The 23,011-nt window shown below is 40.6% G+C and carries 20 protein-coding genes, 2 tRNA genes and 1 pseudogene; 7 read left to right on the top strand and 16 right to left on the bottom strand.

Annotated features, from left to right (window positions below):
- Positions 1 to 123: 123 nt before the first annotated feature.
- From ACOWPH_RS05370 to ACOWPH_RS05360, 3 genes are all read right to left on the bottom strand, one after another.
- Entirely contained in the window at positions 124 to 909 is a 786-nt protein-coding gene (locus ACOWPH_RS05370; RefSeq protein WP_015214393.1) for an MlaE family lipid ABC transporter permease subunit, read from the bottom strand.
- 65 nt (positions 910 to 974) lie between these two features.
- Positions 975 to 1,718, bottom strand: coding sequence for a ribonuclease PH (gene rph, locus ACOWPH_RS05365; RefSeq protein ID WP_015214392.1), 744 nt, complete (start codon positions 1,716 to 1,718; stop codon positions 975 to 977).
- Positions 1,719 to 2,010: 292 nt separating this feature from the next.
- Complete coding sequence (locus tag ACOWPH_RS05360) at positions 2,011 to 2,586, bottom strand: adenylate kinase family protein (RefSeq protein WP_042465961.1); 576 nt, start codon at positions 2,584 to 2,586, stop codon at positions 2,011 to 2,013.
- 350 nt (positions 2,587 to 2,936) lie between these two features.
- Between ACOWPH_RS05360 and ACOWPH_RS05355 the strand changes: the two genes are divergently transcribed.
- Positions 2,937 to 3,473, top strand: coding sequence for a P-loop NTPase family protein (locus ACOWPH_RS05355; protein ID WP_015214390.1), 537 nt, complete (start codon positions 2,937 to 2,939; stop codon positions 3,471 to 3,473).
- A gap of 476 nt (positions 3,474 to 3,949) precedes the next feature.
- Here ACOWPH_RS05355 and ACOWPH_RS05350 read toward each other — a convergent pair.
- The 10 genes and pseudogenes from ACOWPH_RS05350 to ffh all read right to left on the bottom strand — a co-directional run bounded on the left by ACOWPH_RS05350 (position 3,950) and on the right by ffh (position 11,964).
- Positions 3,950 to 4,021, bottom strand: a tRNA-Thr gene (locus ACOWPH_RS05350).
- 96 nt (positions 4,022 to 4,117) lie between these two features.
- A tRNA-Tyr gene (locus ACOWPH_RS05345) sits at positions 4,118 to 4,203 on the bottom strand.
- A gap of 112 nt (positions 4,204 to 4,315) precedes the next feature.
- Positions 4,316 to 6,136, bottom strand: coding sequence for an ABC transporter ATP-binding protein (locus ACOWPH_RS05340; protein WP_015214389.1), 1,821 nt, complete (start codon positions 6,134 to 6,136; stop codon positions 4,316 to 4,318).
- Between the two features lie 88 nt (positions 6,137 to 6,224).
- The gene (locus ACOWPH_RS05335; protein ID WP_015214388.1) at positions 6,225 to 7,025 is read right to left on the bottom strand and encodes a DUF6816 family protein; all 801 of its coding nucleotides are present in this window, start codon (positions 7,023 to 7,025) and stop codon (positions 6,225 to 6,227) included.
- Between the two features lie 48 nt (positions 7,026 to 7,073).
- The gene (locus tag ACOWPH_RS05330; RefSeq protein WP_015214387.1) at positions 7,074 to 7,637 is read right to left on the bottom strand and encodes a hypothetical protein; all 564 of its coding nucleotides are present in this window, start codon (positions 7,635 to 7,637) and stop codon (positions 7,074 to 7,076) included.
- 208 nt (positions 7,638 to 7,845) lie between these two features.
- A complete protein-coding gene (locus ACOWPH_RS05325) occupies positions 7,846 to 8,253 on the bottom strand; it encodes a ChuX/HutX family heme-like substrate-binding protein (RefSeq protein WP_015214386.1) in 408 nt (135 codons plus the stop codon).
- 39 nt (positions 8,254 to 8,292) lie between these two features.
- The gene (locus tag ACOWPH_RS05320) at positions 8,293 to 9,246 is read right to left on the bottom strand and encodes a PhoH family protein (protein WP_015214385.1); all 954 of its coding nucleotides are present in this window, start codon (positions 9,244 to 9,246) and stop codon (positions 8,293 to 8,295) included.
- A 385-nt stretch (positions 9,247 to 9,631) separates the two neighbouring features.
- Positions 9,632 to 10,019 (bottom strand): annotated as a pseudogene (locus ACOWPH_RS05315) (KH domain-containing protein).
- Positions 10,020 to 10,026: 7 nt separating this feature from the next.
- A complete protein-coding gene (gene rpsP / locus ACOWPH_RS05310; protein WP_015214383.1) occupies positions 10,027 to 10,287 on the bottom strand; it encodes a 30S ribosomal protein S16 in 261 nt (86 codons plus the stop codon).
- A gap of 228 nt (positions 10,288 to 10,515) precedes the next feature.
- A complete protein-coding gene (ffh, locus tag ACOWPH_RS05305; protein ID WP_015214382.1) occupies positions 10,516 to 11,964 on the bottom strand; it encodes a signal recognition particle protein in 1,449 nt (482 codons plus the stop codon).
- A gap of 286 nt (positions 11,965 to 12,250) precedes the next feature.
- Here ffh and ACOWPH_RS05300 point away from each other — a divergent pair, with 286 nt between their 5' ends.
- Positions 12,251 to 13,006 (top strand): YebC/PmpR family DNA-binding transcriptional regulator, encoded by a 756-nt coding sequence (locus tag ACOWPH_RS05300; RefSeq protein WP_015214381.1) that lies wholly within the window; start codon positions 12,251 to 12,253, stop codon positions 13,004 to 13,006.
- A gap of 29 nt (positions 13,007 to 13,035) precedes the next feature.
- On the opposite strand, the gene ACOWPH_RS05295 is transcribed toward ACOWPH_RS05300, so the two are convergent.
- Positions 13,036 to 13,656 (bottom strand): hypothetical protein, encoded by a 621-nt coding sequence (locus ACOWPH_RS05295; RefSeq protein WP_015214380.1) that lies wholly within the window; start codon positions 13,654 to 13,656, stop codon positions 13,036 to 13,038.
- A gap of 93 nt (positions 13,657 to 13,749) precedes the next feature.
- Between ACOWPH_RS05295 and ACOWPH_RS05290 the strand changes: the two genes are divergently transcribed.
- From ACOWPH_RS05290 to ACOWPH_RS05275, 4 genes are all read left to right on the top strand, one after another.
- On the top strand, positions 13,750 to 15,009 hold the full coding sequence (locus ACOWPH_RS05290) for an FAD-dependent hydroxylase (RefSeq protein ID WP_015214379.1): 1,260 nt from the start codon (positions 13,750 to 13,752) through the stop codon (positions 15,007 to 15,009).
- Positions 15,010 to 15,196: 187 nt separating this feature from the next.
- Positions 15,197 to 15,781 carry a hypothetical protein gene (locus ACOWPH_RS05285; RefSeq protein WP_015214378.1) on the top strand — a complete coding sequence of 195 codons (585 nt, stop codon included), beginning with the start codon at positions 15,197 to 15,199 and terminating at the stop codon, positions 15,779 to 15,781.
- Positions 15,782 to 16,050: 269 nt separating this feature from the next.
- The gene (locus tag ACOWPH_RS05280) at positions 16,051 to 16,542 is read left to right on the top strand and encodes a hypothetical protein (RefSeq protein WP_015214377.1); all 492 of its coding nucleotides are present in this window, start codon (positions 16,051 to 16,053) and stop codon (positions 16,540 to 16,542) included.
- A gap of 202 nt (positions 16,543 to 16,744) precedes the next feature.
- Positions 16,745 to 18,934, top strand: coding sequence for a transglycosylase SLT domain-containing protein (locus tag ACOWPH_RS05275; RefSeq protein WP_042464889.1), 2,190 nt, complete (start codon positions 16,745 to 16,747; stop codon positions 18,932 to 18,934).
- Positions 18,935 to 19,005: 71 nt separating this feature from the next.
- Here the strand turns inward: ACOWPH_RS05275 and ACOWPH_RS05270 are convergent, their stop codons facing one another.
- The gene (locus tag ACOWPH_RS05270; RefSeq protein ID WP_015214375.1) at positions 19,006 to 20,757 is read right to left on the bottom strand and encodes an ABC transporter ATP-binding protein; all 1,752 of its coding nucleotides are present in this window, start codon (positions 20,755 to 20,757) and stop codon (positions 19,006 to 19,008) included.
- Positions 20,758 to 21,097: 340 nt separating this feature from the next.
- Entirely contained in the window at positions 21,098 to 21,730 is a 633-nt protein-coding gene (locus tag ACOWPH_RS05265) for a hypothetical protein (protein ID WP_015214374.1), read from the bottom strand.
- Positions 21,731 to 21,982: 252 nt separating this feature from the next.
- Here ACOWPH_RS05265 and galE point away from each other — a divergent pair, with 252 nt between their 5' ends.
- The gene (gene galE, locus ACOWPH_RS05260; RefSeq protein ID WP_015214373.1) at positions 21,983 to 22,981 is read left to right on the top strand and encodes a UDP-glucose 4-epimerase GalE; all 999 of its coding nucleotides are present in this window, start codon (positions 21,983 to 21,985) and stop codon (positions 22,979 to 22,981) included.
- Positions 22,982 to 23,011: the final 30 nt, after the last annotated feature.

Raw genomic sequence — 23,011 nt, 5'->3', positions numbered from 1 at the left:
ATTAACCTAGAGGTTCTTTATCACTATTTATGATAATTTATCAGTAGTCAGTGGTACTAACCATCAATTAGCTTCCGCTCTGAAAAACGTGGAAGGTCTGACTTACAGATTACCGAGAATTTTTTAAAATGTTGGCTTCTCAAACAGTAGCAACGCCAAAACAAAATCCATCATAAAAATTGCTACCCAAGTAGTCACAACTGCCGTTGTCGCCGATTCTCCTACTTCTTTAGCGCCTCCTTTGGTAGTCAGTCCCCAACTACAGCCATTGACTGCAACTATCAGCCCGAAAATAAACCCCTTGAGCAAAACAATCAACATATCAGAAGGTTCTAAAAAATCTCGCACTGATTCTAAAAATGTCTCTGGCTCAACGCGATAAAACTGGAATGCAGCAAAAGTTCCCCCGCTAATACCCATCACTAAAGCAAAAATCATCATTAAAGGCATCATCAAACAGCAAGCAATGACTCTCGGTATGACGAGATAATCAATGGGGTCAGTTTTGAGCATATACAAGGCATCAATCTGTTCTGTGACTCGCATTGCCCCTATTTCTGCTGCAAATGCTGAACCTACTTGTCCGGCAATAATACTAGCAGTTAAAATTGGCGCTAATTCTCTGCAAAAGGCTAAAGCAAAAGCACCTCCCACAGACTCAACAGCACCAAATCTGACTAATTCTCTGGCTGTTTGAATGGTGAAAATCATGCCAGCAAATCCACTGACTAGCAGAACTGGTGCGAGGGCAGCAGGCCCGGCAGTCACCATATGCTCCAAAATTTTCCGGTGGTAAGTTTTTCCTTGAATTATATGTAACGAGATTTGACCAAAAAGCAGCACTGTAGCAAAACAGCGGATAACCCACCATTGCTTTTGATTTCTTGTTGGTTGCAACTTTACCGCCATAAGTATTAACTTTTAATATTAGTCAGTATTCACCAAAACTGACCATTGACGGGAAATATTGCATCTCAATTTCCTATAAACAGCGTGTTCCAGTCAGGTATTGCATTCCGTTGGGCAATTAATAATTCCTGAATTCCTTTTTCTGAAACATCCAGCAACTGGTTTAACTGCTGACGGTTAAAGCTGCCTTCCTCTGCTGTTCCCTGGATTTCAATAATTTCCAGGTTTTGATTCATGACTACATTAAAATCTACAGATGCGGCTACGTCTTCAATATAATTAAGATCCAAAAACGCTTCTTTCTCCAATAAGCCGACAGAAACAGCTGCTATTTGTCCGCAAAAAGGCGATCGCTCTAACACCCCCTGCTGCAATAATTGAGAAATGGCATGAGCTAAAGCTATAAAACCCCCTGTAATCGCTGTTGTCCTTGTCCCCGCATCTGCTTGTAACACATCAGCATCTACAGTCAGCGTCCGTTCTCCCAACACCTCAAAATCTAAAGCAGCCCTTAAACTCCTGCCAATTAAACGTTGTATTTCTTGTGTCCGTCCGGATAATTTCAACAATTCCCTTTCATGTCGTTGCTGTGTAGCAGATGGCAACATCCGGTACTCAGCCGTTAACCAACCTTTACCAGTCCCATTTAAAAATCTAGGCACGCCCTCAGCAACGCTAACAGTACAAAGTACCTGAGTATCACCGCATTTTGCCAGAACCGAACCAGCAGCAAAGCGGGTAAAATTAGGATAAAAACTCAGTGGGCGGAGTTCGTAGGGATTTCGAGCATCTGGACGCTGCCAAGTCATTCAAGTTGCCTCAAAAATTTTCCATTCTGCCTTTTACATTACCGCAGAATCACGGGTGATTGGTGATTGGTGATTGGTGATTGGTGATTGGTGATTGGTGAGATAAGAAAGTATTTATCTTCTGCCCCTGCTCCCCTTGCTCCCTGCCTCCCTGCCCCCTGCTCCCCTGCCCCTGCTCCCTGCTCCCCTGCCCCCTGCCCCCTGCCCCTGCTCCCTGCCCCTGCTCCCCTGCTCCCCTGCTCCCTGCCCCTGCTCCCTGCTCCCCTGCTCCCCTGCTCCCTGCCTCCTCCTATCATCCTAGTAAAGTTAGAATATTATGCTGTACCTGTTCTGGGGAATCGTCACCATTAATAGTTAATAAACGACGACGACGGTCATAATATTCTAAGATAGGAATTGTGCGATCGTAGAATAGCTCTACACGCCGCTGTACAATCTCTGGTTGATCATCTGGGAGCGATCGCCCTAATGAACGGCTAACCATCACCACCTGTGGTACTTGCAGATATATTGCCCAATTTAGCTTTTCTCCCAAATTGTCCAATAAAAAATCCAATTCTTCCGCTTGAAAAGCCGTGCGAGGATAGCCCTCTAATACCCAACCACAATTAGCATCCTGTTGACTCAGACGCACCTTGATAAATTCAATCATCATTTCATCTGGGACTAATTCCCCTCTGATCACGTAAGGCTGGGCATTACGTCCTAAATCATTAAGTTCACCATAGCCATTGCCTGTTGTATCACCAGAGATAGCGTCTCGTAAAATCTCACCTGTAGAAATCAGCGGAACACCAAAGTATTTGCACAGCCTTTGTGCTTGAGTACTTTTTCCAGATCCCGAACCTCCTAAAATCACCAATCTCACAATCATTCACTCCTCATCATCTTAAATTCACTGCCACCTAACTCTGTTTTGCCCAAATAAAATGATAAATCTACTTTTTTAATGATTTTCAGCCCCTAGCCCAGAGTTTTAATTGATAAATACTGCCAATTATTTGTTTTTATTTTTACAACTACCTTCAGGCAAGAAAAACAAAAATGTAAATCAAAATAGCTCTTGACTTCAGAATAAATCTAGTGTTTGACTAAAATAATGGCAATCATGAAATACACTAGACCTGTACAAAACAGATTGATTATACAGCTTAGGTTTACGATTACTACTCTCCACAAAAACTATTTAATTTATTGTGACTTTCTAAACTTAAAATTATGGTTGCACAACTAGAAACCCCAAGTATCAATTCGACTCTCAGCTTACCATATTCAGTTGAGGGACTATTACAAGTTTTCACTAGTCCCCATCGTAACTTTTTCACAAGCGTTATGGCACAAGCGCTGAGAATAGCAGGTCAAGGTACACCAGTATTAATAGTGCAGTTTCTCAAAGGTGGTATTCGTCAAGGACATGATAAGCCTATTCAAATGGTTCAAAATTTAGATTGGATTCGCTGTGACTTACCCCGTTGTATTGATACCCCTCACTTGGACGAAACGGAATGCCAAGCTTTACAACATTTGTGGCAGTATACACAAAAAGTCGTATCTGAAGGCAAGTATTCTCTCTTTGTTTTAGATGAGTTAAGTTTAGCTATCAACTTCGGCTTAATTTCAGAAGTAGAGGTTTTAGAGTTTCTCGCCAAACGCCCTCCTCATGTTGATATCATTCTCACTGGGACAGAAATATCGAAATCTCTACTAGATGTAGCAGATCAAATTACAGAAATTCGCCGTAGTCATCAGCCATAAAAAATGTATGACTTAGGAAATACAAAAAATAAATTACAGCGGATTTGTAGGGTGTGTTAGGACGATAAGCTTTTGAGTTCAATCTTGCGTAAGTCCTAATTTAAACTAACAGAATAACTTCAAACGCATATTTCAGCCCTCGGTCTTGTCTTTTTAGTCCAATGTAGACCTTGATGTAGACTTCTAACCCTTATTTCGTTCCATCCAGTTAAGTCTTTACGAATACAAGTAACCAAGTACCTGAAACTCAAAACAGAGGCATTACAGGTCAATATGGCGTGAGTAGTTAGCTGATATACGTGATGAAGTTACAAAACGACAGTTAATTTATAAGACGATTTTATAGATAAGCTTATTTTAATAAGTAATCCAGTTATACAAGTTCTATGCAAGTTACCATCAGTAATGAGATACTGGTAGATTACAGCCAACTTATGCAACTGGCTAAGACCCTTAATACTTCGTAGCTTACCAAAAGCCCGTGACGAGGATTGAACTCGTGACCTCACCCTTACCAAGGGTGTGCTCTACCACTGAGCCACACGGGCAAAAAAAACTGAAACTTGACTTAAATTGCGAGTTACAAGTTACAAAGCTGAGAAGTTTACTCGACACTCAGCTATTGTAACTCACATCTCTAAAAGTGGTGGGCCGAGCTGGATTTGAACCAGCGTAGGCGTAAACCAACGGATTTACAGTCCGTCTCCATTAACCACTCGGACATCGACCCGTTATGTCCCACGATTAACAACAATAGCACCAGTTTTTAAATCTGGCAAGGGGTTGGAGAAAAGATTTTTCTATAAACCCCAAATTGCTCGCTCCAAAAGGGTTTTAGGAAATTAATCAATAAAGTCTCCTGTTTCTTGCAGGGAGTGTAAGCGGTGGTAAATGCCCTCTTGAAGCAATAGTTCAGCGTGGCTACCGATTTCGGCAATTTTTCCCTGATCAAGAACTACGATTTTATCGGCTTCCCTGACTGTACTGAGGCGGTGGGCGATAATAATTGTGGTGCGAGTTCCCTGAATTGAGCGCATAGCGAGTTGAATTGAACGCTCAGATTCATAATCTAGGCTAGAGGTCGCCTCGTCAAAAATTAAAACGTCTGGTTCCACCAACAACGCCCTAGCAATTCCTAACCGCTGTCTTTGTCCCCCCGATAACCGTACCCCTCTTTCCCCCACAAGGGTGTAATAACCCTGGGGTAGGTATTGAACGACTTCATCAAGTCTGGCGATTCTACAGGCTTCCTGCACCTGCTCAAAGGTCGCTTCTGGTCTACCATATTTGAGGTTATCCAAAATTGTACCGTTGAAAATGTCTACTTCTTGGTGGACGATCGCTAATCTGCGTCTATACTTACCTACATTTAAGCTGCGAATATCTTCACCATCAATCAAAATTTGCCCTGTTTGTGGTTCAAAATAGCGCAATAGCAATTTGATTAAAGTAGACTTACCAGAACCTGACTTTCCCACTAATGCCACTGTTTGATATGGCTCAATTAACAAGTTAATTTCTTGCAAAACTTGATGATTGCTATCATATCCAAAACTGATTTGAGTAAATTCAACTTTGCCAGTAAATTTATATGGCGCATTTATCTGATTTACCTCTGTTAAAAGTCCATCTGAATCTATTCCTGATGGTGTTTGCAGAAATTCGTGAAATCGAACCATAGCAGAATAGCGACGTGCGAAAGATTCTGCTAAGTTGCTAATAGGTTCTAACTCAGAATAAGCCATACTAGAAAGAGTCAAAGTCATAATAAAATGACCTAGAGAAATTTTACCATTTACCGTGGCTGCTAGAGTCAAACCAAGAATCATAAATATGCAAAACTGGATAACAGTTCTTTGCCAAGTGCCGAGTTTAACATAACCTTTATGGAGTCGATAATCGACTGATATGAGTTCTCGATGCAACCGCTGTTTTTGTCTTTCTAGTTCCTGCGATTCTGTGGCAAAAGCTTTTACGGTTTTGATGTTGGTGATAATTTCAGAAGTGCGGCTTTCGGTATTCTCCATATATTTATCTAAATTTGATTCATACCGAACTAGCCTCTTTAATTGTTTTAAAGTAAAGCTAAGAATGACAACAAAGGAAATTACAAATAAACCAGCAATTTGCCAATCAATAAAAGCGATAAATACAAATATTCCCATCACACGGAAAAGTTTAGGAATCAATTGTCCTGCAATTTCAGGATAACCCCAAGTGTGGTTAAAAATTCCTCTAGATACTCTTCCAGCAATGCGTCCAGGATTATTTTCATCATAAAATTCCAGTGGAAGTGCCAGAATTTTGCTGATAGCTGTTTGGCTTTTATCTCGACGTGATCTTAAAGCTATATCCCAATGAAACCAACTAGTTAACCAAGGTTGCGTAGGCGCTCTGACTACGGTAACAATAAATATTAGTCCCAGTAATACAGTCAATGATAAAGTCTGACTAACTGGATAATTCGTGATATCTGAAAAACTAGTTATCGCGCTTTGTATTGGTTTATCCAAAGGTTGATTAGACAAAACATTTAAAATTTGTCCAATTGCATAAGGTACAATTAAATCAATAATTTCGTAAAGACTAGATGCAGTAATGCTGAAAATACTCAGCTTCCAATAGGGAGAAAAATAATTAATAATGTCTCGAAAGTTCGCCATAATACACACTATCCCAAGGCATGAGTTCTAGCTGGGAATACTCATGCTACATTTGTAATACAAATCTGTCAATAGTGAAACAATGAAATCATTCTTGAGAAGTATTTGGTTGTACTAAGGGGAAAAAGTCGAGATGATAACGATAAAGTGCTACTGGTCGAGAACCTGCGGTAAAATAATCAGGATCTTGGGGAGAAAGGTAAACAGCAGTAACTTGATCTGCTTCAATTGCTGGGTTAGATGTCGAAAGTTGACGGTAAGCGGTTGTAGATTCTACGATATTGAAATAGGGACGAGAACTACCTTTAAATAATTGTTGAAATACTTCCGTGGTAATAAATTTATGATCAGGTGTATTTTCGGTGGCGCGGGCGGTAACAATAGAAACTAATTGACGTTTACCACGTAAAAATGTAATTTGACGATTAGGAGATTCTGGATCTATTCTAATTGATAAAATTGCATCATTTCCTAAATAAGCTCTGGATAAATTCAAGCTGTTAAATACTCTATCAGCTACTAATATTTGTGATTGATTATCTACTTTGGGGATAAGTTTTAAACCTGAGATTTGCGGTTTAATTTTTACAAATCTGACTAAAAAAGTAATAGGTTGATTTAGTTGACGAAGATTTCCTTCAAAACCTGGTGTAATGATATCTGGTGCTAAAGGTGCGGCTAAATCTACTAAGGTACTGGTAACTTGCCAAGTTCCAGACATCCAATTAGGATATACTAAATCACCTTTGGCTGTTTTGACTGATGTTAATTTTTCCCATTGCGGAAAGTTTGCTAATCGGGTTGCTAATTCGCCAGCTTGTGCTTCCCCATTTCCTAGTAAAAGAAAAAGTGTTAAGCAAAAACTCCAAAGCACTCTGATAAAAAACATAAAATTACTTTTTTAATCTGTCCACAAAACAAATTGTGACAAATAGTCTTATTGTACAGCAGGAAATTTGGTAAACTGACGTAAGCGATCGCTCACTTGGTTAGCCCTAATTTTTGCATAACTGGTGTTAGTTGCATCTAAGTCTTCACTAATAAACTCGGAAACGGGTAATCTTTTTCCATTAATTGTAACTAAGTTGACTCGATAACGGCAGATATTATTGGCATTCTTGCCTTCTTCCAGAGTTTCTATTTCCACCCCAGCAATATCTTTAAACGTGTATTCTGCAAAGCATTTACCTAACTTATGGGTGGTGATTTTACCGTTTGATTCAAACTTCCAAATGCTAGGCTTGGGCTTTGATGCTGGTTGGGTATACGATTGGCTTTGAATGGGAATTCCCAAAAATTCTTGCTTTTTTTTACACTGGAGTGAACTTATGCCTACAGGTTGGCAAAAAAGCGTTGCAGGTAAAATTGGTATCCCCAACCAAATTGGCACTAAACCAGGAAGCACCAGAAGCAAGGGAGCTATCCAACTTCCTTTGATGCGTGAATCTTCCTGAGTGACAATTTTGCCAGGCAGAGATTCAATAATTTTCCATTCATTCATAAAGAACCTGTTTAGTTATGTACTGAGTACTTTACTTAACTTAAGTTACCACAGGTCACTGTCTAATCACCAGTACTAAATTTCTTTAGAAGTAAAAGAAAAAATTGAAACTTACGTTTTTGAACATATATTATTTGGTTAAGGGAGGTGGAGCCTCTAATGAGCATTCCCAGTCAGAGACTGGGAACGAGGGGATTTAGATATTAAATTACAAGGTTTCGATGGGTAAAGGTTGCCAAACTTCTCCATATTTCTCTCGTAAAGTTTGCCAATTTTCTACTTGACCTGGTTCATATTCTCCGGGTTTACCCCATTGTAGGAATATGCTTAATGCAGGTTCTTGTTTTTCATCTAAAAGCCGAATTGCGTAAGTTGTAAAGTTGCCTCTTTTTGCTTCACCTGTTTCAAATTTCACTTGAGTAATTTTGTCCATGTTCAAGTGAAATTCAAAGTCATCAGTGTGCATATTTGCATATTTGCCTTTGAGCAATTCAGCATAAAATAGTTTTTCTATTTTACATCTTGCTTCTAAGACAGTGGCGCTGCTGGTGACAATGAGCCTAACATTTCCTAAGTTTTGACAAGCTTCTATAAATTCTCTCAAGGTTGTACTCATAAGCTGGTTTTTTATTTCTAATAACTGATGACTAATTGACTATTTTTCATGTTGTTCGTAAGCGGCAACAATACGCTGTACTAGAGGATGACGAACTACATCTTTTTGGGTAAATTCACAAAAGGCGATGCCTTCAACGTGTTTCAGAATTTGTAAAGCTATGGTTAATCCTGATTGTTGGTGAATTGGCAAATCTGTTTGTGTAATATCGCCTGTAATTACCATGCGTGAACCAAAACCCAAGCGGGTTAAAACCATTTTCATTTGTGCGGGTGTGGTATTTTGAGCTTCATCGACAATTACAAAGGCGTTGTTTAATGTACGTCCCCGCATATAGGCAAGTGGTGCTACTTCAATTACACCACGTTCTATTAAGTTGGGGACTTTTTCGGGGTCGATGAATTCGTGAATAGCATCATAAAGAGGACGGAGATAGGGATCTACTTTTTGTTGTAAGTCCCCAGGTAAAAATCCTAGTCTTTCACCGGCTTCTACTGCGGGACGAGTTAAGATTATGCGTTCAAATTGATTGGCGAGGAGTTCTTGAACGGCTACAACAACGGCGAGATAAGTTTTACCAGTTCCCGCAGGGCCAATGCCAAAGGTGAGGTCACGCTTGCGGATGGATTCGATGTATTGTCTTTGACGAAAGGTTTTGGCGCGGATTTCTTGACCACGGCGAGTTTTGGAGAGGATGTCTCGCTGTAGGTCTTGGAGTTCACCTTGCCGATCGCTCTCTAGGGCTTGACGGGCTGTTAAAATATCCGCAGTTGAGATATTATTGCCTTTACTCCACAGACTTTCGAGCGATCGCACTAATTGCGCCGTGAGTTCAACTTGTTTGTCTGTTCCAGTAATCAGCAGTTCCTGTCCCCGTAAAACTAAACTAGCTCCTGTTTGTTGAGAGAGGAATTTGAGATTTGCTTCCCCATATCCCGCGAGAGCGATCGCACTGGGAATGTTAGGCAGTTGAATTGTTAAAGCACCTGCCATAGTTTTTTTACAATTAGTTGAGGAGCAGTTCTTGACAAATGACGATATTTCTCTGAAGAAAGCAACAAAATAATTTTTTTAAATCTTTACAAGAATTCATACTATCTTAACTTAAAATATGCTTAAAAAATCAGTCACGTTAAAACAGTTCTGGCAAAGTGCTAAGTGCTGAGTGTAAACCCAGTCGTTTCGGCAATTTCTAATTTCTAATTACGAATTACGAATTATTCTGAGAGTAGGCTGGCAACAGATGTCTATACTTTACTAACAACTCCGTCATAGCAACGAGAGATTCCGAAAATATTTGACAATCTTGTTGCCACCTGTCTACATTTTTCCCAGAATTGATCACTGATTGACTCTGTGTAAAATTCCCCGTTTAAACCTAGCGAAACCGAGGTTTAGCAACAGGCATGGGAACATTTCCACTTCTTTCTCTCGATTTTGGTGGCGGTATCCTTTGCTTCCTGCTCTTCATCAAAAGACATACCCTCCCGACTTTGGGAGTTACTGCCGTAAATATCCAGGTGTACTGATTGCCCCGCCAATTCTGCTGCTGCTGCAATTACCGTGCGAATCGCCTGAATATTGCGTCCACCCCGACCAAAGACTTTTCCTTTGTCTGTGGCTTCAAAGGCGATGCGAATCCAAGCCCTTTTGAGGGTGGGAGAAATTTCACAATCGACGCTTAAAGACTCTGGAGATTCTAAAAACGGTTGCACAAGAAACTGAACCAGTCCCACATAGTCAGGACTGGCTATTGGTGATTTCATTTCAAGCTTATGATGCGGCTGTTGCACGGACCTGTTCAAAAACATTAGCTTTTACGAGGATGCGACGAACGGTGTCGGTGGGTTGGGCCCCTTGTTGTAGTCGCTTGACAATACCGGGAACGTCTAGTCGTACTTCATCTGTTCTGGGGTTATAAAAACCTAGTTCTTCTAGGGGACGACCATCACGGCGAGAAAGGTCGTTAATAGCAATAATGCGGTAACTTGCTTCCCGCTTTTTACCGAATCGCTTCAAGCGCAGTTTGATCATGTTGAGAAATTTTTCTCCTGTTTATAGTTATTTTGTGACTGGTTAAGGAAGAAGTGACTAGCCTAGACGGCCTCTATTCAAAACTTCTGATGCTGAAATGACAATTTTAGCACTTGCTAGGCATTAATGGGGAAGGGAATAGGGAACAGGGAATAGGGAATAGGCAGAAGAAAGATAAATACTCTCCCAATCACCAATTACCCATTACCCATTACCCATCACCTATTTTCACAGAGTGCCAAAGCCTTTTTTCTTTTTCTCTTTCTTTTTCTTTTTCGCGGGTGCTGCGCCGCCGGGATAACCGCGCCAGCCTGCACCGGGACTATTACCGGCCGCTAAGGGGTTGCCACCGCCAAACATTCCTGGCATACCGGGGAAGTTACCTTGACCCATTTGTTGCATGAGCGATCGCATTTTTTGGAAATCTGCCACCAATTTACTGACATCTGCCTCTCTATAACCAGCACCAGAAGCAATGCGCCGCCGCCGACTAGGAGAACTAGACAACAAATCTGGGTCAAGGCGTTCTTGGCGTGTCATAGAATTAATCATCGCCTCACACCGTTTTAGCTGGGTTTCGCCCTGCTTCAATTGGTCATCGGAAAGCTTGTTCATACCCGGAATCATCTTCATGATCCCACCCAGAGAACCCATATTTTTCAGCAACCGCATCTGCTTGAGAAAGTCGGTAAAATCGAACTTCGCCGACAAAATTTTCGCTTGCATTTGCTCGGCATCTGCCAAGTCAATTTCTTCTTGGGCTTTTTCTACCAAGGTCAGAACATCGCCCATACCCAGAATCCGCGAAGCCATCCGTTCTGGATAAAAAGGTTGTAGCGCCTCTACCTTTTCACCCACACCAACAAACTTAATCGGCGCACCGGAAATTTGCCGTACTGACAGCGCCGCACCACCACGGCTATCACCGTCTAATTTGGTCAGAATTGCCCCAGTAATGCCGATTTGATCGTGAAAGGTACGAGTCAGATTTGCAGCTTCTTGACCAGTCATCGAGTCCACAACTAACAGAGTTTCGTCAGGTTCGATAGTTGACTTAATGCGGGCTAATTCCGCCATCATCTCTTGGTCGATTTGTAAGCGTCCAGCCGTATCCACAATAACTGTATTAATGCCTTCTGCTCTGGCGCGTTCCACACCTTGACGGGCAATTTCCACAGGATCAGCATCGCTGCCTAATTCAAACACAGGTACGTCAATTTGCTTACCCAGTGTCAACAGCTGATCAATAGCTGCGGGACGATATACATCTGTTGCTACTAATAAACAACTACGATTTAATTTCCGTAAATGTAAGGCTAACTTAGCTGTAGCAGTGGTTTTACCAGTACCCTGTAACCCAGCCATGAGAACGACTGTAGTTTTACCCTCAACTTCTGCTAGGGGAACATTTTCTTCCCCCATTACCTGTACCAGTTCATCGTAGACAATTTTGATAAACTGTTGGTCAGGACGCACACCGGAAATTACTTCAGATCCCTGTGCTTTGGTTTCGACTTCAGCAATAAAATCTTTGACTACTTGGAGGTTCACATCTGCTTCTAACAAGGCGCGGCGCACTTCCCGCAAAGCGTCTTGAATGTTAGATTGGGATATTTTATCTTGTCCCCGCAGTTTTTTCCAGGCAGACTCTAAACGGTCAGATAGTGCATCAAACATAATGTATTTACAACGTAGTTAGACAGAGAAAAAATCTGAACCGCTGGTCTTGCGCTTCAGGTTTTTCGGGAAAGTTTTAATTTGCTGTATTACCAGCTTAGTAGTTTTTGCTCCAACTGTCGCAATAGGTGAGTAATTGCTACGCGGAAGTCAAAAGTATAAAATGGTGTTGGGGATCTGCATCAATAAGTTTATTTTCTCTGCATTCTTGATCCTGAGATTTGCATCTAAGTCAAAGCTAGATATATCCTATGTTTGAAGAGAGTGTTAATATTTTTCTTTGTTTATGTCAGGACATAGTAAATGGGCAACTATTAAGCGCCAGAAAGCAGTAGTAGATGCTAAAAGGGGAAATATCTTTACTCAGCTATCGCGGGCGATTATTGTGGCTGCTAGAAATGGTGTACCAGATCCGGCAGGTAACTTTCAACTGCGGACGGCGATTGATAAAGCTAAGGCGGCGGGGATTCCCAATGATAATATCGAAAGAGCGATCGCTAAAGGTGCAGGTACTCTTGGCGGCGATAACTCCAGTTTAGAAGATATTCGCTATGAAGGTTACGGCCCCGGTGGTGTAGCGATTTTAATTGAAGCTTTAACAGATAATCGCAATCGTACCGCTGCTGATTTACGGGTAGCTTTTAGTAAAAACGGTGGAAATCTGGGAGAAATAGGTTGTGTTAGTTGGATGTTTTCCCAAAAAGGGGTTTGTGTAGTTGAAGGAATTGAGGATGAAGAACAGCTTTTAGAAGCTTCTTTTGAAGGTGATGCTGAATCTTATGAGATGATTGCAGATGAAACGGCTGAGGTGTTGACCGAGATAGGAAACTTAGAGAAACTTAGTCAAACACTCAAAGAAAAAGGCTTTAAAGTTACAGATGTAGAGTTGCGTTGGATTCCGGGAAATCAGGTAGAAGTCACAGATTCTGATCAGGCTAAATCTCTTCTTAAATTAATTGATATTCTAGAAGGGTTAGACGATGTGCAGAATGTCACAGCTAACTTTGAAATGGCTGAGAATCTTATGGCTTTAAGCTTTTAAGCAAATGTAATTTTTCACTCTGTACCCAGTCACCTGTCACCTTCATCTGTATCTTGAGAAATGCTACTCGCTAAAATACCGAGAATTTTATTCACATCTTTGAGATAATACTCGCTCAAATCAATGCTTAATATTTGTTTTTCTAGTTTGAGGAATTGCCAAATGCTACCTGTTGTTACTGCACCATAAATTGTTTTAATATCAGTTTTAGCTTGCTCATTAAAAACTTGGGCTGCTACCATTTCGGCTGCACACTGACCCAAACCGACATTGATATTCTCTTTTTTAGCTTCTACAACTATAATTACTGGGGCTGTAATAATGAGAATTTCTGGGGATTTAGTAATAATAAAATCACAAGTACCATTTAATCCTTTGCTATCGTCAACAGTAAAATCTACCCCAGAGAATAAACTGACTTGCTCTTGTAATTGCCGGCGTAAGTCAACTAAAATTGGAGAAATAATTAATTCCGAGCGGGCTTTTTCACTATTATTACCTAAAGCAATTGTGAGATTATAGTTGAGAATTTCTGTTAGTAAGTTACTAGCTGCTAATTCGGGAACAGCAGCGAAAATATCGCGTTTTTCTAAAGTAGTCAGTCCGAACTCTTGTTTGGCTTTAGCTAAACTAAACTCACTGTAAGACATAAACTCATTTTTAGGGGAATTTTGCTACTGAACTTGCTCTCTGAGGGGACTTGCGTAAAAATAATAGGTAAAATGCTGTCATCTATCTTAACAATGCCACTTACCCAACTTTCTCAAACCCTTGCTCCTCCCCACACTCCCGCAGATAATCGTGGATATGATTACGATTTGGTGATTGTCGGTGGTGGGATTGTTGGCTTAACCACCGCTGCTGCTTTAAAAGACTCTGGCTTAAGTGTACTGCTAATTGAGGCTAAGGTGACATCAGCCGCAGTTGCTAAAGGCCAGGCTTATGCTGTACATATGCTTTCGGCACAAATTTTCCAAGGAATTGGCATTTGGGAGAAAATTCTGCCTAATATCGCCAGATACAGCCAGGTGCGTTTGTCTGACGCTGACTATCCTGATGTAGTGAAGTTCCAAACTTCTGATTTAGGGACACCAGAATTAGGTTATGTGGCTGAACATTATGCACTTTTACAACCGTTACAGGAATTTGTGCAAGGTTGTGCAAATGTAACTTATTTGTGTCCAGCAGAAGTGGTAAATACGCAAAATGAGCAAGATATAGTTACTATTAATCTTAAAGTTGATGGTGAGAATCGGACAATTTGTACTCGGTTGCTAGTAGCAGCAGATGGTTCTCGTTCACCAATTCGTCAAGCTGCGGGAATTAAAACTAAGGGTTGGAAATATTGGCAATCATGTATTGTGGCTTTTGTCAAGCCGGAAAAATGCCATAACTATACAGCTTATGAGAAATTTTGGTCTAGTGGCCCTTTTGCAATTTTACCTTTACCTGGGAACCGTTGTCGGATTGTTTGGACTGCACCTCATGAAGAAGCAAAGGCTTTGTGTGCTTTAAATGATGAGGAATTTTTGGCTGAACTGACCAAGCGGTATGGTGATCAGATGGGTAAATTGGAATTATTAGGCGATCGCTTTATTTTTCAGGTACAGTTGATGCAGAGCGATCGCTATGTTCTCCCCCGTTTGGCTTTAGTCGGTGACGCAGCACACAACTGTCACCCCGTCGGTGGACAAGGTTTAAACTTAGGTATTCGTGACGCAGCAGCTTTAGCCGAAGTCATTCAAACAGCACACCAAGCAGGTGAAGATATTGGGAATATCCAAATTCTTAAAAAATATGAACGTTGGAGAAAAAACGAAAATCTCGCAATTTTAGGTTTCACTGATTTATTAGATCGAGTATTTTCTAATAACTTCTTACCAGTGGTAATCATCCGACGTTTCGGTTTATGGTTAATGCAGCGAGTCCCCATGCTGAGAATATTTGCACTCAAATTAATGATTGGATTAAAAGGGAAAACTCCAGAATTAGCAAAACGGTGAATATTACTAAATATAGCGAATTGCAGATCAATGAGGCTTCCGTGAGCGCTCAGTCGAAAGCTTGCGTGGCGTAGCCATACGGTACATAATCTAAATTCAAAGCCATATACCAAGGCAGTTTTACTCCTGACTTCTGATTTCTGCTGTAAATAGCATTGGCATTCCATACAATGAATCATTAAGTCTTATGAAATCCCGATTCTTACCTTACTCTCTTGCAGCATTTGTTTTATTCAGTGGATACACAATCACACAAACTGTATTAGCTAATGAGCCGTTAATAATAGCTCAGTCCATATGGAAGATATTTTCTTCCCCAGAAGGTAACTTTAGTATTTTAATGCCTGGTAAACCCACAGAAACTAAACAAAAAATCAATACTAAAAATGGCATAGTGGAAGTAAATGTATTTACTGTAGAGCGTCCACAAGACGATGTTAAATATACAGTTGCTTATATTGACTATCCAGATGATTATATCGAACTATTGAAGCGGAATAATCTTGTAGAAGAAGCTATAAATACGGGCAAAAAGACAGCCTTACAGAATTCAAAAAGTACCTTAATCAGTGAAGAAAAAATTAGTTTGGGTAGATATTCAGGCAGAGAAGTTAACTATACTAAACCTGGTGATTTGATAGTTAAACAAAGAATATTTTTAGTTGATAAGAGATTATATCAAGTCAGTGTAGAAACTAGCAAAAACAAGCAAAAATATTTAGTTAAGAGTATTAGCGGTTTTTGTGATTCGTTTAATTTATTACCAAAGTAAAAAATATCTTAGCTTCTGGTTATTATTGCGTATAATTACAATTTAAAATCATTTTCTGCATTTTTTGATGTTGTATATAGTCTTGACATCTTTTGAATTTGGAATTAATTATATTTGATAACACAAGATATTTTTGGCATAGTACTAGATAGCTTTGCTGGATATCAAGCATATTATTTGATAACTTACAAATTATTGCTGTTAATGTATAGCTTAACAACCTAAAATACCTGCTAATTAACCAAACTAAAACAAATTGTCATCTCTCTATGGACAAACTTATTCCTCCTTCACAAATTTGGATAGATTTATCAGTCAAAAAAATGCTAGGTTGTATCAGCAAAGAACGTGTAAAAATAGGAGGTAGGCTGATACACATACATGATGATTTACTTTGTTACCATGATTTATATCATCTTGAAGTTTCCTGTTTACCAAGAATTAAAATGGGACAACATCATGTAAGTGGAATTCATGGTATTAATTCACCAATGTTCCATGATACAGAAATCATAGGAGAGTATGATGCTTTTTTAGATGAGGCTCGTGTTGCATTTCACGAATGGTTGACTCGCACATCATTTTTCAATACTCTAAAACTGATTGGTTGGTCAATTTGGTTAATGAATCGGGGGATAAACCCTATAGAAGTGTTAATTAGTCATCTACGAGTTTTGAACCGTGATATTATTTTTTATCCTGCCCGCAGCCAAAGCAAGAAAGCTATATTCAATATAGATATTTTCAGTACCAATTGTTAAATTAAGAATGAATTAATTCTTGATTTGATAATTATCCTGATTTCTAACTCCTGAACCGATAGCGTAGCGTCTTCTGAGGTTTTCTCTCAAAAAAGCTCAAATTTGTAACTCAAAAGTGATAACATTTCGCGCTAGTAGTGTTAAAGTTGCAGAAAATTGATCGGAAACTTTCTCTTTGAGACGCTACGAACAGCGGGTATCCATGCTGAAAAAACTACAAAACAAGCAAATTTATCTGATTGCTGGTGCAGGATTATGTGCCTTTTTAGTCGGGGGTATGGTATCAGCCCCACAAGCTGGAAAAACCCTGAGTCAATGGTTGAAATTAAGTCAGAGTCAGCCTGAGAAACTATTTGAGGGTAATCAAGCTAAGTCACAAGTATTTAGCTTGGTGTCTCAATTGTTGCCAGAACGGGCGGTTAAACTAGAGGAAATTGCTCAAACGGGAAGTTCACCAGATAGGGAACGGGCCCGTTATCTTTTGGCAAGTGATTACATTGAAACTGACCAAGGGAAAAAAGCTCTAAGTTTACTGACAGGGCTGGAAAAAGAATATCCTGCTTTAGCACCCTATATTTTGCTCAAACAAGCCCAGGCACAGGATATGCTGGGGGAGAAAGGCAAGGCTTCGGATCTGCGACAAAAAGTGCTGAAAGATTATCCCCAAGAAGCAGCCGCAGTTAAAGCTATCTATTTAATTGGACTGCCAAAACTCCATGATACAGCGATCGCACAATTTCCTTCCCATCCCCTCACCTGGGAAATTATCCGCAAACGCTTACAAGATAATCCCAATCAGCCTAAATTCAGATTAATCTTAGCCAAATATGCCTCTGACAAACCGGGAATTGTCGGTATTTTAGATCCGCTACTTAAACAGTCTCAACTTACACCCACAGATTGGGAACTAATTGGTTCAGTCTACTGGGAGAATAATCAATTTACCAAAGCATCTACCGCTTATACTAAAGCACCCAAAACAGCCCGTAACCTCTATCGCATCGCCAGAGGTGTACAGTTAAATAAAGAACGAGACAAAGCTGTTTCTCTCTATAAACAACAGGTACAACAATTTCCCACAGCTACAGAAACAGGAACCGCTCTACTCAGACTAGCAGAAATAGCCCCAGGGAAAGCCGCAATACCCTATTTTGATCAAATCATTAATAAATTTCCTGAACAAGCACCGACAGCACTGGTACAAAAAGCTAAATTACAGGAAACTCTCAAAGATAACCAATCAGCTAATGCAACTTGGAAATTACTATTAGGTAAATACAGCACTTCTAACGAAGCAGCAGAATATCGCTGGAAAATCGCCTTAAGTAAAGCTAAAGCTCAGGATTATACAGGTGCATGGCAATGGGCGCAACCAATTACCACTGAAAATCCTACCAGTATTTTGGCTCCTAGGGCCGGTTTTTGGGTAGGCAAATGGGCAACTATACTAGGAAAACAGCAAGAAGCTCGCGCTGCATATGAGTATGTACTCAGTCAATTTCCTCAATCTTATTATGCATGGCGTTCTGCAAGCATTTTGGGTTTGGATGTAGGTGATTTTAATAACCTGCGACTAATGAAACCAGAAATTATCCCACCACAGCGTCCTGTACCCCCAGCAGGTTCGGAAACCTTCAAAGAATTGTATTTACTCGGTCAAGATCGTGATGCTTGGTTGCAGTGGGAGACAGAATTTCTGAATAAATCTGAACCTAGCATAGCCGAACAATTTACTGAAGGGTTAATGCGGTTGGCAGAGGGAGAAAATCTGATTGGTATTGCCAAAATTTCTAAATTAGAGGACTGGAAAACACCAGCCCAAAAAGCCGAATATGAGGCTTTAAGCCAGCAGAAAATATACTGGCAAGCTCGTTATCCTTTTCCCTATTTCCAGGAAATTGAAAAATGGTCAAATACACGGCAACTTAATCCTCTGCTAGTTACGGCTTTAATGCGGCAAGAGTCGATGTTTCAGCCGAAAATTAAGTCTGTAGTGGGTGCGACTGGTTTAATGCAGGTAATGCCCAGTACAGCGGCATGGATAGCACCACAAATCAATATGGATATGAAAACGATTGATTTGGAAAACCCAAATGATAACGTGATGTTGGGTACGTGGTATTTAGATCATACTCATCAGCAATATGGTAATAACTCCATGTTAGCGATCGCTAGTTACAATGCTGGCCCCGGTAATGTGGCTAAATGGCTGCGAACTATACCCAAACAAGATCCAGATGAATTTGTCGAAGAAATTCCTTTTGACGAAACCAAAAATTACGTCCGCCAAGTATTTGGTAATTACTGGAATTATCTACGACTGTATAACCCCTCTATTTCTGCTTTAGTTTCTAAATATTCAGCCACACATCCGAAATTACCAACTCAGTAAGGGCAGGGGAGCAGGGGGCAGGGGGCAGGGGGCAGGGGGCAGTTTTTCCTAACTACCAATTACCCATTACCCTAATGCAACAACTCCTCCACTTGATGCTGACTCCACAATTTTTGGTATAGCCCTGGTTGTTCTAAAAGTTCCATGTGATTACCTACTTGGACAATTTTGCCCTTGTCCATGACTAAAATTCTGTCAGATGTAGCAGCGGCTGAAAGTTGATGGGTAATGAAAATTACTGTTTTTTGTTGAGTACCGCTAGATAGATTTTTGAGAATTTGTGTAGCAGTTTGATTATCAACGCTGGAAAGGGCATCATCTAATATCAAGACTGGGGCATCAATCAACATGGCTCTAGCTAGGGCTGTACGTTGCCGCTGACCGCCTGAAAGAGTGATTCCTCTTTCACCGACGATTGTTTCATATTGCTGGGGAAAATTGCTAATTTCTGCCTCGATTTGAGCAAGATTTGCTACTGTTTCCACATCTTTATATTCACTGAGGGGGTCGCCATAGCGGATATTATTTTGAATGGTGGTGCTGAACAAAAAACTATCTTGAGGTACATAAGCGATCGCACCCCGTAAATCATTTAAAGTTATTTTAGTAATATCCAAACCATCCAAAAACAACTGCCCCGCTTCAATATCTAACAACCGAGGCAAAGCATTAGCCAAAGTTGTTTTCCCAGAGCCAATTGCACCGACAATGGCCACAATTTCCCCAGGAGCAATAGTGAAGTTGAGATGATCTAAAGCTGGGATTTTAGCACCTGGGTAGGTATAAGTGAGATTTTTGGCTGTCACTTCCCCTTTAACTTGACTTGCTGAAAGATTTACAGCATCTGGTGGATCTTGAATTTTTGGTGTCACACTCAGAATCGACTCCAGTCGGTCAATACTCACCTCACCTCGTTGGTAGGTTGTAAGTGTAAATCCTAGTAAAGCGGTGGGGAAAACCAGACGTTCTACATAAATTAATAGCGCCAAAAAATCACCCACAGCCAGAGTTCCAGCAGATATCCGCATCGTTCCCAACCAAATGATGATGAGGGAACTGATATTAGCCAACCCACCAATGAGAGGAAAAAGAGTATTTCTGGTTTTTGCCAATGTGAGGTTAGCAGTCAATAGCGCCTGATTTTTCCTTTGGAAAGCACGACGCTCGTTTTCTTCTTGAGCGTAGATTTTAATCAAAGAAATGCCGCTAATATCTTCTTGGATTAACTCACTAATTTCTGAAAGTTGCTCCTGTACAGCCGCTTGTTGTTTGCGTAAGCGATCGCTAAACAGATGCACTAAGAAGAACATAAACGGGTAAACTGCCAGAGAAGCTAATGTCAGATCCACGCTAATTGACAGCATCACTGGCAGCGTTAGAGTATAAGCAAAAAAAGTATTTGCTAAACTCAATACTGCAAAACCCAACAACCGCCTGATATTGTCCACATCACTCGTAGCTCGATTAATTAAATCACCAGGAGTATTAATGGCAAAATAAGCCGGTTCGAGTTTGAGCAAATGTTCAAAAATTCGCTGTTTCAGTTCAAATTCTACCTGACGACCCACACCAAAAATCCAGATGCGGGAAGCCATACGCATCAGCCACATTGCTGAACTAAGCAAGATGATTATAACTACATAACGTAGTATTTGATCCAAGCTAAAGGTTGTTGAAAGTTGGTCAACCCCAGAGCGAATCAGCAAAGGGATATAAACACCCAGCCCATTCACAGACAATAAAGCAATAATACCTAATGTAGTGTCCTGCCAATGGGGACGTAGGTAAGTAGCGAGTTTAGCAAGCCGTCGAGATTTTGACATTCAAGCAATTTTGCAACTTTATAAAGAATATGCCAAAAACCTTTGAGGGAAAGCAATGTAGTTCCGTATCTCGGACTTTACTCGTTGAACGAAGAATCTTCCTAGCTTTAGCCCGGAGAATATCAAAGGAATCTTAACTACTAGCTTAAGTTGCAAGTTATCTAGTTTAGGCTGGTAATTGGTAATTGGTAAGAATCTTACCTGTTTCCTGTTCATCATTTTCCGTTCAGAGTCACTATTGATAAACCTCGCTGACTTTTTAATGAGGACTTTTGGATTAAAGGAAATCTGGAGATAGTTCCAGCCAAAACCCAAAATCCAAAATTTTTCTCCCACCTGCTTAAGAACGACCACGTAAGAAAATGTATACCTGATTCAGATAACTTTCCCAAACTTGAGTTGTGAGTTGCAAGGTTTCCGCCTGGGGTACAAAATCTTCTACGAGCAACCCCCGTCTTTCGATAGCAGCTGGATTTTGTAGTAGATAGGCAGGGATTTTCATATTTCCCACAGGTATAATGCCATTTCCCATCACATCGGAGATGTTATTGGCAACATTAGCTGCTGGCCCCATAGCTACTAATGCGCTAGGAGGAGCCATGGCCGCAATTGGAGACCGCAATAAAAAGTAAGCAATAGCTGGTGTACTAGATAACAGCAAAATTGTCAGCGCCCAACCCACCAAGAGTCCTCCTGGTTTGTCTATGCCACCACCTTTGATTTTTTGGGCAGCGAAAATCAACATTAACACCGAAGCTCCCAGAGGCTTGAGTGGAAAAGATATAAAGCGCCACAAGGAAGCTACAGGCCCTGATTCATTGGGATTTAAAAATGCCACAATTAAAACCACCACTACAACCAATAAAACAAATCGTCCAAAATAGTCTACTGTTGGGTAAAATTTTTGGAACAAAGAAAAGACAACAGCGGCAATGAGCATCCATAGCAAGACCCGGCTTAGTAATTGAAACATAGATTAACTCTCTAATTTTCTGGTGCGGCAGGTCTAGGGGACGCGGGAAGTAGGTTGATTTTATCGTCAAACTGTAATTACTAAGTGACTGAAAAATAACTTAACCCTCACACACACAAACTGCCGTCGTAGTGATTTTAGTGCAATTTTTCGACACTGAGTGTATTATTTAGAATTTTTCGTAAGAGTAAGGTAGCACCAGTAAACTAAATTGATTGGGTAGTCGTTGTCAACTCGTTGAAAGGAAAAATTATGCCGCCGGGAAAACCTACCATTTTGGTGACGGGGGGAGCAGGTTATATTGGTTCTCATGCAGTGCTGGCTCTGGTGCAAGCTGGCTATCAAGTAGTCATTCTTGATAATCTGGTGTATGGGCATCGGGATTTAGTAGAAAAGGTTTTACAGGTAAAACTGATTGAAGGTGATACAGAAGATCGCCCTCTGTTAGATAACCTTTTTAAAACTCATGATATTGAAGCAGTGATGCATTTTTCTGCCTATACTTATGTGGGCGAATCAGTGACAAATCCTGTTAAATACTACCGAAATAATGTTTTAGGTACTTTGACACTCTTAGAGGCGATGCTGGCAGCCTCTGTTAAAAAATTTGTCTTTTCCTCCACCTGTGCTACCTACGGTGTACCAACATTTATCCCCCTTACTGAGGATCATCCTCAAAATCCCATTAATCCCTATGGAACTACCAAGTTGATGGTGGAGCAGATTCTTTCTGATTTTGATGTGGCTTATGGGCTAAAATCGGTGCGTTTCCGCTACTTTAATGCAGCTGGTGCTGACCCTAATGGATTATTAGGTGAGGATCATAATCCAGAATCTCATTTGATTCCCTTGGTGCTGTTGACAGCATTAGGACACAGAGAATCAGTTTCGATTTTTGGAACTGATTACGCTACCCCTGATGGTACTGCGGTTCGAGATTATATTCATGTTACCGATTTAGCCAATGCCCATATTTTAGGTTTGGAATATCTACTCCAAAGTGGAGATAGTGAAGTTTTCAATTTGGGTAATGGTAATGGCTTCTCAGTTAGAGAGGTAATTGCTGCTGCTAAGAATGTTACAGGAAAGGTTATACCTGTGCAAGAATGCGATCGCCGTCCAGGTGATTCTCCTGTTCTGATTGGCACAAGCGAGAAAGCCAAAAACATCTTAGGCTGGCAACCCCAGTATCCTGATATTAAAGATATTGTCACTCATGCCTGGAATTGGCATCAAAAAAGGCATAAGTAGGGGACTGGGGATTGGGGATTGGGGACTGGG

This window comes from Anabaena sp. PCC 7938 (genome assembly GCF_049315035.1).
Taxonomy (GTDB): domain Bacteria; phylum Cyanobacteriota; class Cyanobacteriia; order Cyanobacteriales; family Nostocaceae; genus Anabaena; species Anabaena cylindrica.
The sequence above is the reverse complement of the archived record's forward strand: the minus strand, read 5'-3'. Positions and strand labels throughout refer to the sequence as shown.